Origin of the sequence: Intrasporangium sp. (assembly GCF_035280925.1) — a bacterium.
Taxonomy (GTDB): domain Bacteria; phylum Actinomycetota; class Actinomycetes; order Actinomycetales; family Dermatophilaceae; genus Intrasporangium.
The window spans coordinates 1-17,650 of sequence record NZ_DATEEY010000154.1 but is presented as its reverse complement, the minus strand read 5'-3'; the positions used below and the strand labels follow the sequence as shown (position 1 = coordinate 17,650).

General features: G+C 71.0%; 18 protein-coding genes. 8 read left to right on the top strand and 10 right to left on the bottom strand.

The window, feature by feature from the left end:
* Positions 1–25: 25 nt before the first annotated feature.
* Positions 26–1,453 carry a lipopolysaccharide biosynthesis protein gene (locus VJN29_RS14160; protein ID WP_324144275.1) on the bottom strand — a complete coding sequence of 476 codons (1,428 nt, stop codon included), beginning with the start codon at positions 1,451–1,453 and terminating at the stop codon, positions 26–28.
* A gap of 66 nt (positions 1,454–1,519) precedes the next feature.
* Here VJN29_RS14160 and VJN29_RS14155 point away from each other — a divergent pair, with 66 nt between their 5' ends.
* The 5 genes from VJN29_RS14155 to VJN29_RS14135 all read left to right on the top strand — a co-directional run bounded on the left by VJN29_RS14155 (position 1,520) and on the right by VJN29_RS14135 (position 6,675).
* The gene (locus VJN29_RS14155; protein ID WP_324144274.1) at positions 1,520–2,401 is read left to right on the top strand and encodes an alpha/beta hydrolase; all 882 of its coding nucleotides are present in this window, start codon (positions 1,520–1,522) and stop codon (positions 2,399–2,401) included.
* A gap of 41 nt (positions 2,402–2,442) precedes the next feature.
* Positions 2,443–3,459 (top strand): Gfo/Idh/MocA family protein, encoded by a 1,017-nt coding sequence (locus tag VJN29_RS14150; RefSeq protein WP_324144273.1) that lies wholly within the window; start codon positions 2,443–2,445, stop codon positions 3,457–3,459.
* Positions 3,456–4,202, top strand: coding sequence for an acylneuraminate cytidylyltransferase family protein (locus VJN29_RS14145; RefSeq protein WP_324144272.1), 747 nt, complete (start codon positions 3,456–3,458; stop codon positions 4,200–4,202). Before VJN29_RS14150 ends, VJN29_RS14145 begins: the two co-directional genes overlap by 4 nt.
* 3 nt (positions 4,203–4,205) lie before the next feature.
* Complete coding sequence (locus tag VJN29_RS14140) at positions 4,206–5,027, top strand: SDR family oxidoreductase (protein WP_324144271.1); 822 nt, start codon at positions 4,206–4,208, stop codon at positions 5,025–5,027.
* Positions 5,028–5,250: 223 nt separating this feature from the next.
* Positions 5,251–6,675, top strand: coding sequence for a VCBS repeat-containing protein (locus VJN29_RS14135; RefSeq protein WP_324144270.1), 1,425 nt, complete (start codon positions 5,251–5,253; stop codon positions 6,673–6,675).
* An 80-nt stretch (positions 6,676–6,755) separates the two neighbouring features.
* On the opposite strand, the gene VJN29_RS14130 is transcribed toward VJN29_RS14135, so the two are convergent.
* Positions 6,756–7,775 (bottom strand): LLM class F420-dependent oxidoreductase, encoded by a 1,020-nt coding sequence (locus VJN29_RS14130; RefSeq protein WP_324144269.1) that lies wholly within the window; start codon positions 7,773–7,775, stop codon positions 6,756–6,758.
* Positions 7,776–7,836: 61 nt separating this feature from the next.
* On the opposite strand from VJN29_RS14130, the gene VJN29_RS14125 reads away from it, so the two are divergent.
* Positions 7,837–8,295 (top strand): CoA-binding protein, encoded by a 459-nt coding sequence (locus tag VJN29_RS14125; RefSeq protein WP_324144268.1) that lies wholly within the window; start codon positions 7,837–7,839, stop codon positions 8,293–8,295.
* Position 8,296: 1 nt separating this feature from the next.
* Here VJN29_RS14125 and purE read toward each other — a convergent pair whose 3' ends face one another.
* The 8 genes from purE to VJN29_RS14085 all read right to left on the bottom strand — a co-directional run bounded on the left by purE (position 8,297) and on the right by VJN29_RS14085 (position 15,547).
* Entirely contained in the window at positions 8,297–8,827 is a 531-nt protein-coding gene (gene purE, locus VJN29_RS14120; RefSeq protein ID WP_324144267.1) for a 5-(carboxyamino)imidazole ribonucleotide mutase, read from the bottom strand.
* 29 nt (positions 8,828–8,856) lie between these two features.
* A complete protein-coding gene (locus VJN29_RS14115) occupies positions 8,857–10,050 on the bottom strand; it encodes a 5-(carboxyamino)imidazole ribonucleotide synthase (RefSeq protein ID WP_324144266.1) in 1,194 nt (397 codons plus the stop codon).
* A complete protein-coding gene (locus VJN29_RS14110) occupies positions 10,047–10,685 on the bottom strand; it encodes a GtrA family protein (RefSeq protein ID WP_324144265.1) in 639 nt (212 codons plus the stop codon). The genes VJN29_RS14115 and VJN29_RS14110 overlap by 4 nt, the downstream gene beginning before the upstream one ends.
* Before the next feature lie 39 nt (positions 10,686–10,724).
* Positions 10,725–11,753 (bottom strand): HAMP domain-containing sensor histidine kinase, encoded by a 1,029-nt coding sequence (locus tag VJN29_RS14105; RefSeq protein WP_324144264.1) that lies wholly within the window; start codon positions 11,751–11,753, stop codon positions 10,725–10,727.
* Between the two features lie 2 nt (positions 11,754–11,755).
* Positions 11,756–12,436, bottom strand: a complete 681-nt coding sequence (locus tag VJN29_RS14100; protein ID WP_324144263.1) for a response regulator transcription factor — start codon at positions 12,434–12,436, stop codon at positions 11,756–11,758.
* A gap of 257 nt (positions 12,437–12,693) precedes the next feature.
* On the bottom strand, positions 12,694–13,518 hold the full coding sequence (locus VJN29_RS14095) for an enoyl-CoA hydratase/isomerase family protein (RefSeq protein WP_324144262.1): 825 nt from the start codon (positions 13,516–13,518) through the stop codon (positions 12,694–12,696).
* Between the two features lie 41 nt (positions 13,519–13,559).
* On the bottom strand, positions 13,560–14,705 hold the full coding sequence (locus VJN29_RS14090) for an adenylate/guanylate cyclase domain-containing protein (protein ID WP_324144261.1): 1,146 nt from the start codon (positions 14,703–14,705) through the stop codon (positions 13,560–13,562).
* The gene (locus VJN29_RS14085) at positions 14,702–15,547 is read right to left on the bottom strand and encodes a biotin--[acetyl-CoA-carboxylase] ligase (protein WP_324144260.1); all 846 of its coding nucleotides are present in this window, start codon (positions 15,545–15,547) and stop codon (positions 14,702–14,704) included. Before VJN29_RS14085 ends, VJN29_RS14090 begins: the two co-directional genes overlap by 4 nt.
* A gap of 24 nt (positions 15,548–15,571) precedes the next feature.
* Here VJN29_RS14085 and VJN29_RS14080 point away from each other — a divergent pair, with 24 nt between their 5' ends.
* Both VJN29_RS14080 and VJN29_RS14075 read left to right on the top strand, forming a co-directional pair.
* A complete protein-coding gene (locus VJN29_RS14080) occupies positions 15,572–17,185 on the top strand; it encodes an acyl-CoA carboxylase subunit beta (RefSeq protein WP_324144259.1) in 1,614 nt (537 codons plus the stop codon).
* Complete coding sequence (locus VJN29_RS14075) at positions 17,182–17,421, top strand: acyl-CoA carboxylase subunit epsilon (protein ID WP_324144258.1); 240 nt, start codon at positions 17,182–17,184, stop codon at positions 17,419–17,421. The genes VJN29_RS14080 and VJN29_RS14075 overlap by 4 nt, the downstream gene beginning before the upstream one ends.
* Positions 17,422–17,650 lie beyond the last annotated feature (229 nt).

The following is a 17,650-nucleotide window of genomic DNA, read 5'->3' as shown; positions in this document are numbered from 1 at the left end:
CAGCGGGTTTCGGGCCGTCGTCATCCTAGCCGCGCATGCTGCGCAGGACTCGGGGCGCGAGCACCAGGGCGACCCCTCCCAGGGCGACGACGAGCACGAGCCGGACCACTGCGCCGGTCCCGGTGCTGGGCAGGAGGGCCCCGGCCAGGCTGAGCGCCGCAGCAGCGGCGCCGGCGACCCAGAGCCACGGCACGAACCGGAGGGGGGTCAGGGTCCGCGCGGCATGGACCGTGACCGCCATGAGGACGACGTAGGCGACCGCCTTGGCTGCTGCGACGCCGGCGATGCCGGCGGGACCGTTGAGCCAGACGGCAGCAGCGACGAGGACGACGAGGGCGATCGCGGCGGCGAGGGCCAGGCGCACGGTGTGCTCGTGGTCGAGAACGGCGAGGGACGCGCCCTGGTAGACCATGTAGGCCACCGACACGATGGTGATGATCCCGAGCGAGACCGACATCGAGCGCTGGGGGAAGCCCGGCGCCATGAGGTGGACGAGCCAGGGCCCGAGGAGTGCGACGCCCGCTGCGCCGACGCCGACGACGACCACGAGTGACGTGCCGGTCCGGGCGGTCCACCGCCAGCGGTCCTCCACCGGGTGCGACAGGACGAGCGGGCCCCAGGCGTTGAAGAGCGCGACCGCGAGGACGAAGGGAATGTTGGCCAGCTGGAGCGCGACCTGGTACGCACCAGCGGCAGGCGTGCCGAGGAGCACGTTGACGAGCAGGACGTCGCCCATGAGCAGGCCGAGCATCGCCAGGGCCTGGGGCAGGAGCGGCGCGGCGAGCCGGACCCCCGCTCGCGTCCTCTGACGGGCAGCGCTCGGCAGCAGCGGTCGTCCGATGGCGATGGCGAGAACGGCAGCCAGGACGAGCGCCGCGGTGTAGGCGGTGAGATAGGTCAGGCCGGCGCGGTCACCCCTCGCGGCGAGCAGCCCCGCCAGGTGGGCGATGACCGTCGCCGCGACGGCGAGCGCGAGGAACTCGAGGGGCCGCAGCCTGGCCCGCGACAGGGACTGCCCGGCAACGACGGTGGTCAGGGCAGCGGAGGCGACGACGACGAGGCTCCATTCCCGGAGGTCGACCCGGCCGGCCGCCGCGAGCACCGCACCGATGACGACCCCCAGCACGGCCACCGCGACGGCGAGCAGGGTCATGGTCCCGGCCAGCGCCCGGCCGGCTGTGGGACCGTCCGCACCTCGGTGGTACTCGCGGAGGATCACCTGCGGCAGGCCGGCCGCCGCGATGGTGCCGACCATCTGGATGACGACGAGCGCGGTGGCGACCTTGCCGTACTCCGCTTCGCCGAGCAGCCGCGTGGCGAAGGGCAGGATGAGCAGGATGCCGAGCCCCTGCAGGGCCGTCCCGACGAGATAGAGGATCGTGTGCGAGCCGAGCGCCCCCAGAGCAGCGCCCCTCGCCGGCGTTGCCGCCACCCCGTCGCCCTGCCCAGTCACATGCCGAACCTATCCACCCCGCCTGGCGTCAGGTGTCTCGACACCGCCGTCACTGAGGTTGTCAGGGTGGCAGGAGCCTGGCACCAGGGGACACCATGGGGCATGCTCAGGCGGGGCCGGTCGCGGCGGCGGTTCTGGCTCGTGCTCGTTCTCCTCCTCGTGGTTCTGGTGATGGGTGTGGCGGTCGTTGTGGTGCCCGGGTTGCAGCGTCGGCTCATCTACTTCCCGGACTCGTCAGCCGTTCCTCCCGCAGGCCGGGTGATCGACGACGCTCGGGACGTCACCCTGCACACCTCGGACGGCCTCGAGCTCGGCGCCTGGTTCGTGCCTGCCGGCGGGGACGCCCAGCTGGACCTCGCCGTCCTCGTGGCACCCGGCAACGGCGGCAACCGCGCTGGTCGGGCCGGCCTCGCGAGAGAGCTGAGCCGACGCGGGCTGGCGGTGCTGCTCATGGACTACCGCGGCTATGGCGGCAACCCCGGTTCGCCCAGCGAGCAGGGGCTCATCGCGGACGCCGTCGCCGGGGTGGAGGCGCTGACGGCGCTGGGTTACGTTCCGGGGCGGACGATCTACCTCGGCGAGTCGTTGGGGACGGGGGTGGTCGCCGCTCTCCAGGCACGAACACCGCCCGCCGGCCTCGTGCTCCGGTCGCCGTTCACCGAGCTCGCCGACGTCGGGGCCCATCACTACCCGTGGCTCCCCGTGCGACTGGTCCTGAGGGACCGGTTCGAGGTGGTCCGGCACCTGGCGAGCGGCTCCGTCCCCACGACGGTGATCTACGGAGACCGGGACACCATCGTCCCGGCGGAGCTGAGCGTCCGAGTGGCCGACGCGACACCAGGTGTCGTCGAGCGCGTGGTCCTTCCCGGGGCGGACCACAACGACCCGGTCATGTTCGGTCCACCCGTCGCGGACGCGGTCCTGCGCCTGGCCCGCCAGGTGGCCTGAGCTCCGCGCCGTGCAGCAGCAGGGCGTGAGAGGGTTCTGTCGTGCCAGAGCGCCACGTGGTCGACCGCCTGCCGGAGGCTGCGCGCGTCGTCGTCCGCGGTGGCGGGTCCATCGGGCAGCGCCACGCGCGGGTCCTCAGGCTCCTCGGCGCGGAGGTCGGGCTCTGGCCCGTCCGGCCGCGCCCCGAGCCCGCCACCGCACGAACCTCGAGCGGCCCCTCCATCGACCGGCTCGACGACTCGTCCGGGCCGGCGGCACTGCGCTCTGCCCAGCTCGTCGTCGTCGCCACGGACACGGGCCGCCACGTCGCCGATGCCATCGAGGCGCTCGACGCCGGCGCAGCGCGGATCCTCGTCGAGAAACCGGTCGCCCCGACTCGGATCCAGGCCGAGCCCCTCGCCGCCCACGGGCGCAGCTCTGACGTCTGGGTTGCGGCTCCCCTGCGAGCCCATCAGGCCTTCCGCCAGCTGATGACCCTCGTCGCGGGCGTCGGTGCCCCCGCCTCCGCACATGTCCGATGCCAGTCCTGGCTGCCCGACTGGCGCCCGGACCGCGACTACCGCGAGTCGTACTCTGGCCGCCTCGGCCAGGGCGGCGTGCTCCGTGACCTCGTCCACGAGCTCGACTACGCCGAGCTCCTCTTGGGCCGCCCGACACTGCTGGGCGCCCACCTCGAGCACCGCGGCCCTCTCGACATCGAGGCGGAGCAGGCCGCCACCCTCCTCTGGTGCACCGAGACGGCCACCGTGACATGCCGCCTCGACTACGTCACCCGGCCCGCGACTCGCGGCATCGCCGTCCGTGGACCCGACGGCGCCCTGGACTGGGATCTCTCGACGGCCACCGTCACCCACCTCGACGCCACTGGGCGCACAGCGACCACGCGCTTCCCGGCCGACCTCGACCGCGACTCCGTCATGGCCAGGCAAGCCCGCGCGGCACTCGAGCTCACGCCCGGCACCGAGCCAGCTCAGCGGCATACGGCAGGAGCGCCTGCCACCCTCGCGGAAGGACTGGCCACACTGGACCTCTGTGACCGCGCCAGGGAACTGTCGTGACCAGACCACGCGTCCTCGCGGTCATCCCGGCTCGGGGTGGCTCGAAAGGGCTGCCCGGCAAGAACACTCGTCCCTTGGCGGGTCTCCCGCTCATCGCCCACAGCATCCGCGCCGCAGCGCTCACCGAAGCGGTCACGCGGTGCGTCATCACCACGGACTCGGAGGAGATCGCCGCGGTGGCACGCGAGTACGGCGGTGAGGCGCCCTTCCTCCGACCTGTCCAGCTGGCCGCCGACGACACACCCATGGCACCGGTTGTGCGCCACGCCCTCGAGTGGTGCGAGCGGCAGGAGGGCCAGCCGTATGCCGCTGTGCTGCTTCTCGACCCGACCTCCCCAGCGCGCGTCCCCCAGCAGCTCACCGATGCGGCCGAGCGGCTGTTCGCCAATGACGGTCTCGACGGCGTCATCAGCGTGTCCGAGCCGACGTTCAACCCGGTGTGGGTCGGCGTGCGGGGCGGCGCGTCGGCCGACGCCGCCCTCGAGCGGTACTTCGAGGCGGGGACCGGGGTGACCCGCCGCCAGGACGTCGAGCGCTTCCTGCGGATCAACGGCAACTTCTACCTCTGGCGCTCCGACTTCGTGCGTCGGCTCGAGTCGTCGTGGTTCGACGAGGGCCGGCACGCCGGCGTGGAGATCCCGGAGTCGCAGGCGTTCTCGATCGACGACGACTACGAGCTGCGCCTCATCGAGGCGCTCATCGTGGCCGGCGTCATCAACCTGCCGTGGCTGGAAGGGACGTAACAGATGGACGAGCCGCGTCACCACCACACCGACCGCTCGGGACTCGCACGGCTGGCCGACCTCGGGGGCCGCACCGCGCTCGTCACCGGTGGCGCGGGCCCCCTCGGGTCGGTTCTGTCGGCCGCGCTCGCCGACGCCGGCGCCCACGTGGTCGTCGTCGACCTCGACGAGGCGTCCTGCGCTTCAACCGTGAACTCACTCCATGGCGGAGGTCACGTGGCCCTGGCGGCCAACCTCCTCGAAACCCAAGGGCTCTCGCGCGTCGTGTCGACGATCCACGAGATCGGGTCGTGTGACGTCCTCGTCAACAACGCCGCCTTCACGGGGACCTCGGGGGTCCCGGGTTATGCCGTCCCGTTCGACGAGCAGACCGACGAGGCCTTCGCGATGGCCGTCGCCCTCAACCTCACCGCGCCGTTCTCCCTCACGCGACAGCTCGCCCCCCTGCTGCGGTCCGACGGGCACGGCAGCGTGATCAACGTCTCGAGCATCTACGGACTCGTCGGACCCAACCTGGGACTCTATGAGGGCACGCGCATGGGCAACCCGGCTGCCTATGCCGCCTCCAAGGGGGGCCTCGTCCAGCTGACGCGCTACCTCGCCACGGTCCTCGCCCCGGAGATCCGGGTCAACGCCATCGCCCCGGGTGGCATTGCGCGGGGCCAGGACGAGTCCTTCGTGTCCCGGTACGAGCGGCTCACCCCGTTGGGCCGGATGGCGACCGAGGACGACTTCCGCGGCGTGGTCGCCTGGCTGGCCTCGGACGCCTCGGCCTACGTGACGGGGCAGGTCATCGCCGTCGACGGAGGCTGGACCGCCTGGTAGGCGAGGCGCCGCACCGGGCGGGTGGTGAGTCTCCCGACAGAACGGGGAAAACAGGGACGAATGGACCTGCCCGGTGCTACCGTGCGCGCGTCGCACATGGCGGGGGCGTGCAGAAGCGTGTGGCCGCCGTCCCCAGCGGCTACCGTCCCTTCACCAGAAAGACGTACCGATGCTCATGACCCCTCTTCGGGTGCGGGTCGGGGCGGCGACGCTTGCTGGCGCCATGGCATTGTCCATGGCTCCGCTGCAGAGCCGCGCCGACGAGACCTCGACGACCGACTCCGTCCGCCCTGGCGTCACCAAGTCTCGCGCCGACCACCGGACTTCCGGCGACCAGTCCGGGCGAAGCCTGGCCCCGTCCTCCGGCGAGGTCGTCACGGACGGCTTCGCCGAGCTGCGGTCGGCCTGTCCGACCGGCCAGGTCGTCGGGAAGACGTACAGCGTCGAGTCGTTCGAGAACGGAATCCCTTACCCGGACTACAGCTTTGAATGGGGCGTCACGACTCCGGCCGGCGGGCCGGCACCACTGGGGACGTGGGTGGCCCGTTCGGACATGGAGGCCGGCGTCGCCGACACGTACTGGGTGAACAGCAACTTCGAGCAGGTCGACACCTCGAAGAACCTGTATCTCTCCTTCTCGTTCCGGGGCCGCTACGCCGCCCCTGCCGACGCCCCGACTGACCTCGCGGTGTGGGTCAACAACGCCAACGTCACGCTCCTGCCCATGGACACGTGGACCAAGGTCCATCTCGACGTGACATCGGAGCGGGCGACGAACGAGGGCTTCGCGGATGTCTACTTCGACCTGTACGGCGATGGCAGCAACCCCGAGGCGAGCTGGGCGGAGGTCGACGACGTGCGGCTCTACACCTGCCAGGCAGCGCCCAACGCTGGCGTTCGCGGCGACTGGACCGGTGAGGGCAAGGTCGACCTGGTCGGCACGCGCACCGACGGGACGATGCTGGTCTATCCCGGTCTGGGCAACGGCAAGGTGTCCGCGGGTCAGGTCACGGGCTACGGATGGGAAGAGTACGACTGGAAGGGCAGCCCCGGAGACGTGACCGGGGACCGCCGCACCGACCTGATCGCTCGCAAGCCGGACGGCACGATGTGGCTCTTCCCAGGCGCGGGCGCGGGCGGGCTCGGCGCCGGCAAGCAGATCGGGAGCGGCTGGGGCGCCATGACGGCGCTCGCGACTCCGACCGACATGGACCGCACGGGTCGGCCCGAGCTGCTGGCCCGGCGCAGCGACGGCACCCTGCACGTCTACACGTTCACGTCGACGGGCACGCTGTCCTACCTCAAGCGGGTCGGCACCGGCTGGAACAACATGGTGTGGATCATCGGCATGGGCGACCTCAACAACGACGGGCGCGGCGACACCGTCGGGGTGCACTCGAACGGCTGCATCTATGCCTACCTGACCACCTCGACGCTGGCTCTCGGATCCGCCCGGCAGCAGGGCTGCGGCTGGGGATCGATGAACTACCTGACGAGCTCCGGCGACATGAACGGTGACCGGCTCGGTGACCTCATCGCCCGACGCGCCGACGGCACGCTCTGGTTCTACAAGGGCCGCAGCGGCGGCGGCGTCGTCAACGGCGTCCAGGTCGGGTCCGGCTGGGGATCGATGGCCAGCATCCTCTGACCGGATCCACCCATCGAGACTGGCAAGGCGGAGGGACCCGCGCTCCACGGGGCGAGGGTCCCTTCGTCTGCCGCTGGCTGTCAGCCGCGCAGCTCAGCCGCGACGGTGTTCTCGAAGAGCTCGATACCTGATCGGTCGTGGGCGGCCTCCTGGAAGTACAGGATCGCGTAGCCCATGCCGCGCTGCTCCATGTCGCGCATCACCTCCACGATCCGCTCCGGCGTGCCCACCGCCGGCTGGGTGCGAAGGTTCGCGATCTGCCGCTCGATCCGGGGCTCGGGTACGCCACCGCGCCGCAGCAGGTCGGCGTGGAACCGCAGCCGGTCCTCGACGTCGGCCTCCGTCTCGCCGATCACGACGTTGAAGTCGCCGGTCCGCACGATCGAGTCGAAGTCCCGGCCGATCTCCCGACAGTGCCCCCGCAGCACGTCGCTCTTGCGCGAGAAGGTGTCCGCGTCGTCATAGAAGTTCGTGTAGTCGGCATACTGGGCCGCGATGCGCAGCGTCACCTTCTCGCCACCGCCCGCCACCCAGATCGGGATGCCGTTGGCCTCGGAGCCCGGCGCTGACGTGCCCTGGAGGGGCCGCGGAGCGCAGCGCGCGCCCTCGACCTGGTAGTGCCTGCCGTCCAGCGTCGCCGATCCGGTCGTCCACATGTCACGGAAGATCTGCACGCCCTCCCGGAGCCGGCCCAGGCGTTCACCGGCGGAGGGGAAGCCGTAGCCGTAGGCCCGCCACTCCTTCTCGTACCAGCCCCCGCCGATGCCCATCTCCAGGCGACCACCCGAGATGACGTCGACCGTGGCGGCGACCTTCGCGAGGTAGGCCGGGTTGCGGTAGCTCACACAGGTGCACATCTGGCCCAGGCGGATGCGGCCAGTCGCCACGGCGAGCGCGCTCATCAGGGTCCATGCCTCGTGGGTGGCCTCGTCCGAGACGATCGGGACGGTGTGGAAGTGGTCGTACACCCAGATCGACTCGAAGACGTCCCCGTCGTCGACGTACGCAGCCAGGCCCGCCATGGCCTCCCACTGCTGGGCCGGATCGATGCCGACCAGGTCCATGCGCCAACCCTGGGGGATGAACAGTCCGAATCTCATGTCCGTCATCCTGTCACCGGTGGGAGGCCCTCCGGAGATCCGCGCGTGTGAGGATGGGGCCATGCACCACAACGACCCGGCCGTGATCAGGGACCTGCTGCACACCCCAGCGACCTGGGCCGTCGTCGGCCTGGGCGACAACCCGAACCGCACGGCGTACCAGGTATCGCTCTGGCTGGCTCGAGAGCTGGGCATGACCCTGATCCCCGTCCACCCGAGCGCGGCCACCGTCCACGGCTTCCCGGGCCAGGCGCGACTCGCCGACATACCCGATGGGACGAGGGTCCACGTCGTGAACTTCTACGTCAACAGCTCCCTCGTCGGCGACTGCGTCGACCAGGCCATCGCCGAGAAGGAGCGCCTCGGCATCGGTGCCCTGTGGCTCCAGCTCGGCGTCATCGACGAGGATGCGGCGGCGCGGGCCAGCCAGGCCGGACTCGCGGTCGTCATGGACACCTGCCCCAAGATCGAGTGGCCCCGGATCGTGCCCGGAGACGGCGCTGGGGCGATATCAGGTTGACTCAGCTGCCCCTCGCGACGTCGTCACGCAGCGAGGCCCCCTTGGCGTGAGCCTGGTCCCGCAGGGCCACCTGGAAGTCGCTCATGCGCTCGCGCACCCGCCGGCCGAGGTCATCGTCGGAGGTCCCGACGATGCGGGCCGCAAGGAGCCCCGCGTTGCGAGCGCCTCCGATGGAGACCGTCGCCACCGGCACCCCGGCAGGCATCTGGACGATCGACAGGAGCGAGTCCATGCCGTCGAGGTACCTGAGCGGCACGGGCACCCCGATGACGGGGAGCGCCGTGACCGAGGCCAGCATTCCGGGTAGGTGGGCGGCTCCGCCGGCGCCCGCGATGATGACGCGGAGCCCGCGGGCGGCCGCCCCCTTGCCGTAGGCGATCATCTCCTCCGGCATCCGGTGTGCGGAGACGACGTCGGCCTCGTAAGGGATCCCGAACTCCGCCAAGGCCGCTGCGGCCTCGCGCATCACCGGCCAGTCGCTGTCACTGCCCATGACGATGCCGACGACGGGCCGGCTGCTCTGCTCGGTCATTCGCGCCTCATTCGCCCTTCACTCGCGTCTCATTGGGTGATCGCGCCCTGCAGGTAGTCGGCCGCATGCCTGGCGCGCTCGCGGGCGTCGGCGAGGTCCGTCCCGCTGACGTTGACGTGGCCGAGCTTGCGACCGGGCCTGACTCCCTTGCCGTACATGTGGACCTTGGCCGAAGGGTCCCTGGCCATGACGTGCCGATAGGCGGAGTAGAGGTCCGGGTAGTCGCCACCGAGGACGTTGGCCATGGCCGTCCACCGGGCACGCGGCCGGGGGTCGCCGAGCGGCAGGTCGAGCACCGCGCGGAGATGCTGTTCGAACTGACCGGTGACCGCACCATCCATCGACCAGTGGCCGCTGTTGTGCGGCCGCATGGCGAGCTCGTTGACGACATAGCCCGGCCGCCCGGCCGGCCCCGGCACCTCGAACAGCTCGACGGCGAGGACGCCGGTGACGTCGAGCTCGCCGGCAATCCGCAGGGCGGCCTCGGTCGCCCTCGACCCGAGGCCCGGATCGAGATCCGGCGCCGGAGCGAGCACCTCGGTGCAGATGCCTCGAGTCTGGACGGTCTCGACCACCATCCACGCTGCGGCCTGGCCGGACGGGCTGCGTGCCACGAGGGCGGCGAGCTCACGGGTGAACTCGACCCTCTCCTCGAGGAGGAGCCCGTCGGACATGGGGCCCGGCTCCCCGACGTGCGCGAGCCAGCTCTCCGCATCCGCCGTCGAGGAGGCCACGATGACGCCCTTGCCGTCATAGCCGCCCCGCGGCGTCTTGACGATGACCGGCCAGCCGACCTCCTCGCCGAATCGCTCGACGTGGGCCGCCTCTCTGGCCACGGCCCAGCGGGGGCAGGCGATGCCGAGCTCGGACAACCGCTCGCGCATCGCGAGCTTGTCCTGCGCGAACCGGAGGGCGGAGCGGCTCGGGCGCATGACGATGCCCTCGGACTCGAGGGCTTGCAGCACGTGCTGCGGCACGTGCTCGTGGTCGAAGGTGACGACGTCGCAGGACCGGGCGAAGTCGAGGACGTGGTCCAGCTCGGTGTGCCGCCCGACCGGCGAGGACGGGATGACCAGCGCGGCGGAGGCGACCTCGTCCTCGGCGAGGACGGACAGCTGAACCCCGAGCTCGATCGCGGGTCCCTGCATCATGCGGGCCAGCTGGCCACCACCCACGACGCCGACCACGGGAAAGCCTCCGGGGGCGCGTTTCGGCTCGGTCACGGGGCCCCAGCCTGGTGGGCCGCGGGCTCCGTGGATTCCTCGTGCACCTCGGGGAGGACCGCCTCGTGGAGCACCGCCTCGGTGTGGGCCGGGTCGGCCAGCTCGCCGTGTCGGGTGCGCACGGCCGCGAAGGTCCACAGCTTGTTGAGGACGAAGGAGATGGGTGTGACCACGGCGATGACGATCAGCTGCGCCCAGTAGAGGCGGGTCCGCAGCCCGGTCGAGTCGTCGAGGACCGAGGTGGGCAGCGCTACGGGCGAGTGCGGGTGCATGAGCAGGGTGAGCAGCACGAGGCCGACGAGCTGCCCGAGCAGTCCCACCGTGACGAACGGCCAGTACTCACGCCACCACGTCTTGTGTGCTCCCTTGCGGAAGGTCCAGGACCGGTTGAGCTGGAAGTTCCACAGGTTGGCGACGAGGAAGGCGATGGTCGAGTAGACGTGGTACCACCGCACGTTGTAGTCGGTCAACGGCAGTCCGATGATCGGGTCGTCCGGGTCCGGCCCGAGCCGCTTGACCAGGACGAGGGTGGCCAGGTTGACGACGACGCCGGACGCTCCGACCAGAGCGAAGCGGAACAGCAGCACCCAGTTGTGCCGGTGGCGCACGAACAGGTACTCCCGCAACCCTCTCACCAGCGAAGGGTAACGCGCGATGGCCACGCCACCCGTCGCTCAGCCGGACTCGGCCTCGGACAGGAAGAGGGCGAAGCGGGCCGGCTGCGCCTGCACGAGGTCGAGTCGTCCCCCGTTGGCCTCGGCGAGGTCGCGGGCGAGAGCCAGCCCGAGCCCGGTGCTGCCACCCCTCCCGCTGCTCACGGACCGCTCGAAGATGTGGGGAGCCATCGCTGGCGCAACGCCCTCCCCCTGGTCGCTGACCTCGACGACGACCGACGGTCCCGATCGTCGGGCGTGGACGTCCACCGTGCCGCGGCCGTGCGCGAGGGAGTTCTCGAGGAGTGTCGAGAGGACCTGCGAGAGGGCGACCGGGGTCGACCGGACGAAGAGGCCACGCTCACCGCGGACCCGCACCGACCGCCTCGCCTGCTCGAAGGCCGGCTGCCACTCGCGTTGGAGGGCGGCGATGACGGAGTCGAGGGAGACGGCGGGTGCCGGCCCGTTGGCGCCCCGGGAACGTCCGAGAAGGTCGTCGACGACCCGGGTGAGTCGCTCGACCTGCGCGATGGCGATGTTGGCCTCCTCCTTGACGGCCGCCACGTCGTCGGTCTCGGCGATCTCCTCGAGGCGCATGAGCAGGGCGGTCAGCGGCGTGCGCAGCTGGTGCGAGGCATCGGAGGCGAAGTCGCGCTCGGCTGCGAGGGACCGGGTCATGTCATGGGCGCGCCGAGCGATGACGTCCGAGACGTGGTCGAGCTCCTCGATGCCGGAGTGGAGGGACTCGAGGCGCGCCTCCCCGTCGGCGAAGCGGTCGGCCAGCTGGGCCAGTGCGGTCGCCGACCGCTCGAACAGCCGCCGGACGGGCAGGCTCGCCAGATGGCCGAGGGCCAGCCCAGCGAGGCACACGACCGCCGCCGCCGCGGCGAACCGCACGACGCCGACCGTGGGATCGGTGTCGAGCCAGTCCCGGACGAGGTCGGGCCGGCTCGTCACGACGTAGGCCACGACGCCGGTCGTCCCGAGGGCTGCCACGCCCGCCGTCGTCGCTGCCGTGACGAGCGTGACCCGGTCGAGCGTGCGCCGCACGGTCACTCTGGTCGGGGCCGTTCGAACCGGAAGCCGACACCGCGCACCGTGGCGATGTACTGCGGCGACGTCGCGTCGTCACCGAGCTTGCGGCGCAGCACGGAGATGTGCATGTCGAGGGTCTTGGTCGAGCCGAACCACGAGGTGTCCCAGATCTCCCGCATGAGCTGCTCCCGGGACACGACCTTCCCCTGCTCGCGGACGAGGACGCGGAGCAGGTCGAACTCCTTCGCGGTCAGCTGCAGCTCCTCGCCCTTGAACCAGGCACGCCGTCCGTCCGAGTCGATCCTGACGAGGTCTCCGGTGTCGGCGGGCGCGTCGAGAGGCGTTCGCCGCAGGAGGGCACGGACCCGGGCGAGCAGCTCGGCCAGCCGGAATGGCTTGGTGACGTAGTCGTCGGCCCCCGCGTCGAGGCCGACCACGGTGTCGACCTCGTCGGCTCGCGCCGTGAGGATGAGCACCGGGATGCTTCTCCCCTCCGCCCGGAGGCGACGGCAGACCTCGAGCCCATCGATCTTGGGCAGTCCCAGGTCGAGCAGGACGAGGTCCGGGTTGTCCTTCGCGCCGTCCAGCGCGGCCGCCCCGTCCTCGCGCACGTCGACCTCGTACCCTTCACGGCGGAGCGCACGGGCGAGTGGTTCGGAGATCGCTGGATCGTCCTCAGCCAGCAGCACTCGCGTCATGTCACCGTCCTCGAATCGCCGTGTGGGGCCACAGCGCGCGTGGCCGACGGGCACCGAACGACTCGCAGCCTACCGATATCGCCCTTTCGTGCCACCCGCACGTCACTCGATCATCTCGGCCGTATGCCGCTGGGCCGGCTCCCACAGATCCTGTTCACTCGATCACGGGGTCCCCCTCTCGATCAGGGGTCCCCCTCTCGATCGAGTGAACAGCTTTCGGGGTATGCCGCTGGGCCGGCTGCCGCGGGATCGTGACCTCAGCGGCCCGGCCAGTCGGGCGTGCGCTTCTCCGCGAATGCAGCGACCCCCTCGCGGCGGTCGCCGGAGAAGGCGGTGGCCCGCCAGCAGGCGTCCTCGATCTCGAGGCCAGACGCGAGGTCGACGTCCGCGCCGAGGCGCATCGCTCGCTTCGCGTTGCGCAGCCCGACCGGCGAGTTCGCGGCGATGGTCCGGGCAAGCTCGAGCGCGCGGTCCCGTGCGGTGCCCGGCGCGACGAGCTGGTCGACCGCCCCCATCGCAAACGCGTCCGCGGCCGGCAGCTTGGCGGCGGTGAAGACCATCCTCGCCGCCCGGGACCAGCCGACGCGACGCACGAGCAGCTGGGTGCCGCCCCCACCGGGGATGACGCCGACGCCGACCTCGGGCAGCCCGACGAGCGCGCCCTCGCCCGCGACGATGATGTCGCACGAGAGGGCCAGCTCGAAGCCGCCGCCGAGGGCGAACCCGTCCACCGCGGCGATCGCCGGCATGGGGAGGGCGAGCACGCCACCGTAGGCCGAGCGAGCGAGCGGCCGCTGCTGCACGAGCTCGGCGTCCGTCAGCGTGTTGCGCTCCTTGAGGTCGGCCCCGACGCAGAAGGCCTTGTCGTGGCTCGAGGTCAGCACGACGCACCGGACCGTGTCGTCGCCGGCGAGCCGTTGGGTGGCGTCGCGGATGGCCTCGGCCATGGCGGTGGAGACGGCATTGAGCGCCTCGGGCCGGTCGAGCACCAGCTCGGCGACGGGGGCGAGGGCAGGATCGGCGAAACGCTCGATGCGCACGAGGCTCCGGCTCGGAGTGGACGTCTGCTGGGAGTGGGTCACGCGTGGACTCCTCGGTGGTTGGGCGCGCTGGGACAGCGGGGTCAGGTGGCGCGGCGGCCCTCGGCCGAGGCGCGGCGCAGGAGCGAGGGCGACACGGGTCCGACGCCGCGCAGGATCCGGCGGCGCTGGCCCGTCAGCCGGAATCCGGAGAGCGTGGCGAGCTCCCGCGCCAGAGTGGCATCGACGAGCACGGTGCTGGCCTGCGCGACGGCGGTGAGGCGGGAGGCGCGGTTGACCGTCGTGCCGAAGACGTCGCCCAGGCTCGAGACGACCGGTCCGCGGGCCATGCCGCACCTGACGTCGGGCAGGACGTCGTCCTGCGAGATGGTGTCGATGAGGTCGAGGGCGATGGCGGCCGCGGGAGCGGCCTGCACGGTGGTGAAGAGCACCTCGTCCCCCACCGTCTTGATGAGGCGCCCTCCGTGGGCTGTGATGACGTCCGAGGAGAGCCGCTCGAACCGGTGGACGAGATGGGCGAGGTCGCGCTCTGACATCTTGCGCACCAGGGACGTGAAGTTGACGAGGTCGGCGAAACCGATGGAGCGCATCTTCACGAGGCCGTAGCTCTCCGGGTCGGCATCGGCGAGCATCCGAGAGATCGCCGCGCTCAGGTGCCGCCGCCAGGCGTAGACGAGCAGCGGCTCGAAGCGGTCGGCGAGCTCTGCCATGCGGTGGGCGGTCTCGGTCGCGGTCTCGATGGACGGCACGCTCCTGGTCTCCGCCCCCGCACCGGGCTCCGCTGCGTCGACGCGGTGAGCGAGGGACATCTCGGTCTCGACGACCTCGGCGACGAGCTGCGCCTGCCACACGGCGAGGCGGTCGGCCGAGCGGGCCACGGCACGCGTCATGGCGAGCGCGAGCGACTCGTCGATGTGCCCCTCGCGAACGACGCCCGCCACGGTGCGCAAGGCGTCCACGTCCGACGTGGTGAACAGCTCGTCGTCGGTGTAGACGACGGGGAATCCCAGGGCACGCCAGAACTTCTGGGCCGACAGGAGCGACACGCCGGCGTCGCGGGTGACGTCGCGCCGGCGCAGCTCGAGAGGCCGCCCGAGCAGCCTCTCGGTCACGTCCTTGGCGTCCACCTCAGCGTCGAAGGGCTCAGCTCCCGGAACCGGGTCGGCTGCGGCCCCGTCGGGCTGCGTCGTGCGTGAGCCGCCGCTCCCCGTCCCGCCCGCCTCCTTCATGGCCCGATCATGCCAGCCGGGTCCCCGCCCGGGCGCAGGTGGACCACGTCTCCAGCGGAGAAGGCCTGCTCCCGGCCGGCGACCTCGACGACGAGGGCGCCAGAGTCATCGACGCGCACGGCCCGGCCCTCTGCGAGACCACCGGAGGGCAGGTGGACCCGCACCTGCGAGCCCGGGGTCGTGCACGTCCTGCGGTACTCCTCGCGCGCCGAACGGTCCTGCAGCACGGCAGGCAGTTCACGCAGGTAGGCGATGACGAGGTCGTCGCGGCGGACGCGTGCGCCGGCGAGCCGGAGCGAGGTCGCGGTGTCGACGGGCAGCTCATCGCGGCGCTGGTCCACGTTGACGCCGGCACCGACGACGACGGCGTACCGTCCCTGCCCCCATCCGGTGAGCTCGCACAGGATGCCGGCGACCTTCCGACCATCATCCGCGGGGAGGAGGACGTCGTTGGGCCACTTGAGCCGTGCCCCGACGGGCGCCCCTGCGGAGGTCGTCACCGCCCTGACCGCCCGGACCAGCGCCAGCCCGGCGAGCAGGGACACCCAGGCCAGCACCTCCGGGCCGGGCGCCGGGACGATCGCGGACACGGCGATCGACGCGCGTGGGGGCACCTGCCAGGACCTCCCCAGCCGACCCCGCCCACCCGTCTGGTCGTCGGTGAGGACGACGCGCCAGAGGGGGCTGTCCGTGGGAGCCAGCCCAGCGGCATACGTGCTCACGATCTCGATGGCGCGGCTGTTCGTCGAGCCGATCGACGGATGGAACTCGACCGACTGCCACGGCTGACCGGACGTGACCAATGCCGCACGGATGCGGTCGGGGCGGAGCGATTCGCGCACTTTCCCAAGGCTAGAGTGCTCGCCATGGCATCGGAGCAGGCGGGCGCTGAGGCGCAGCACACCATCGACCTGTCGACGACGGCCGGGAAGCTCGCGGACCTCAAGCGCCGGGTCGCCGAGGTCGCGCACGCCGGGTCGGAACGCGCTGTCGAGAAGCAGCATGCACGCGGCAAGAAGACGGCGCGGGAGCGGATCGAGATGCTCCTCGACGAGGGCACCTTCATCGAGATGGACAAGTACGCCCGGCACCGGAGCAACCAGTTCGGCCAGGAGAAGAACCGGCCCTACGGCGATGGCGTGGTCACCGGCTACGGGATGATCGACGGGCGACAGGTGGCCGTCTTCGCGCAGGACTTCACCGTCTTCGGAGGCTCGCTCGGCGAGGTCTTCGGCGAGAAGATCGTCAAGGTCATGGACTTCGCGATGAAGATCGGCTGCCCCGTGATCGGCCTCAACGACTCGGGAGGTGCACGGATCCAGGAGGGCGTGGTCTCGCTCGGTCTCTATGGCGAGATCTTCTACCGCAACGTCCGAGCGTCCGGCGTCATCCCGCAGATCAGCCTCATCATGGGGCCGTGCGCGGGTGGCGCGGTCTACTCGCCGGCCATCACCGACTTCACCGTCATGGTCGACCAGACCAGCCACATGTTCATCACCGGCCCGGACGTCATCAAGACGGTCACCGGTGAGGACGTCGGCTTCGAGGAGCTCGGCGGCGCCAAGACGCACAACACCAAGTCGGGTGTGGCGCACTACATGGGCACCGACGAGCAGGACGCCATCGACTACGTCAAGGCGCTGCTGTCCTACCTGCCGAGCAACAACCTGGAGACGCCGCCGTCCTACGACGAGGGCGAGGCGGACCTGACCGTCACCGACGACGACCGGTGGCTCGACACGTGCATCCCGGACTCGCCCAACGTGCCCTACGACATGCACGAGGTCATCTCGCACGTCGTCGACGACGGGGAGTTCCTCGAGGTGCAGCCGCTGTTCGCGCCCAACATCATCACCGGCTTCGCCCGCATCGACGGGATGTCCGTCGGCGTCGTCGCCAACCAGCCGATGCAGTTCGCCGGGACGCTCGACATCGACGCGTCGGAGAAGGCCGCCCGGTTCGTCCGCACCTGTGACTGCTTCAACGTGCCGGTGCTGACCTTCGTCGACGTGCCCGGCTTCCTGCCCGGCACGTCCCAGGAGTGGGACGGCATCATCCGCCGCGGCGCCAAGCTGATCTACGCCTACGCGGAGGCGACCGTCCCGAAGGTGACCGTGATCACCCGGAAGGCCTACGGCGGCGCGTACGACGTCATGGGGTCCAAGCACCTCGGTGCCGACATCAACCTGTCCTGGCCGACCGGGCAGATCGCCGTCATGGGCGCCCAGGGGGCGGTCAACATCCTCTATCGCAAGGAGCTCGCCGCCGCCGAGGGCGGCGACGTCGAGGCCAAGCGCCAGGAGCTCGTCACGCACTACGAGGAAACCCTGGCCAACCCGTACATCGCTGCGGAGCGCGGCTACATCGACACCGTCATCTCCCCGTCGAACACCCGGATGAACGTCACCCGGGCACTGCGTGCCCTGCAAACCAAGCGCGACACCCTGCCGCCCAAGAAGCACGGGAACATCCCGCTGTGACCAGCCAACCCGCGCGGAAGGAGCCCGGTCCGGGCGCGGCGGCGATCCGGATCGAGTCCGGATCGGCCAGTCCTGAGGAGGTGGCCGCGCTCACCGCAGTCCTGGCGGTGGTCGGCGGTGGGTCCTCGGAGCCGCCGCAACGACGTCCGTCGGCGTGGTCCGACCCGTCCTGGCGTCTCGTCGGCCCGTCGGCCCGTCGCGGCGGCTGGGCGTCGAGCTCCCTCCCCCGTCGGTGACCAACATCGGTGACCAACATCGGTGACCAACATCGGCGATCAACGTCGCTGGATACGTCCGGCCCCTGTCCCGGCGAGACACCGTCCTGATATCACATCCGAGGCCGTAGTGGTCTAGCCTCTCTCCTTGTGCCATTCGAACCCCTGAAGACGTCGTGATGCTTGCAGGTCGCTACCAGCTGGAGTCCCGCATCGCCGCAGGAGGCATGGGCGAGGTCCATGTCGCCAC

Excerpts from the sequence above, each read along its gene's own strand:
- VJN29_RS14100 (WP_324144263.1), bottom strand. The coding sequence starts at position 12,436 with ATGACGCGAGTGCTGCTGGCTGAGGACGATCCAGCGATCTCCGAACCA.
- VJN29_RS14140 (WP_324144271.1), top strand. The coding sequence starts at position 4,206 with ATGGACGAGCCGCGTCACCACCACACCGACCGCTCGGGACTCGCACGG.
- VJN29_RS14130 (WP_324144269.1), bottom strand. The coding sequence starts at position 7,775 with ATGAGATTCGGACTGTTCATCCCCCAGGGTTGGCGCATGGACCTGGTC.
- VJN29_RS14080 (WP_324144259.1), top strand. The coding sequence starts at position 15,572 with ATGGCATCGGAGCAGGCGGGCGCTGAGGCGCAGCACACCATCGACCTG.
- purE (WP_324144267.1), bottom strand. The coding sequence starts at position 8,827 with ATGACCGAGCAGAGCAGCCGGCCCGTCGTCGGCATCGTCATGGGCAGT.
- VJN29_RS14125 (WP_324144268.1), top strand. The coding sequence starts at position 7,837 with ATGCACCACAACGACCCGGCCGTGATCAGGGACCTGCTGCACACCCCA.
- VJN29_RS14135 (WP_324144270.1), top strand. The coding sequence starts at position 5,251 with ATGGCATTGTCCATGGCTCCGCTGCAGAGCCGCGCCGACGAGACCTCG.
- VJN29_RS14090 (WP_324144261.1), bottom strand. The coding sequence starts at position 14,705 with ATGAAGGAGGCGGGCGGGACGGGGAGCGGCGGCTCACGCACGACGCAG.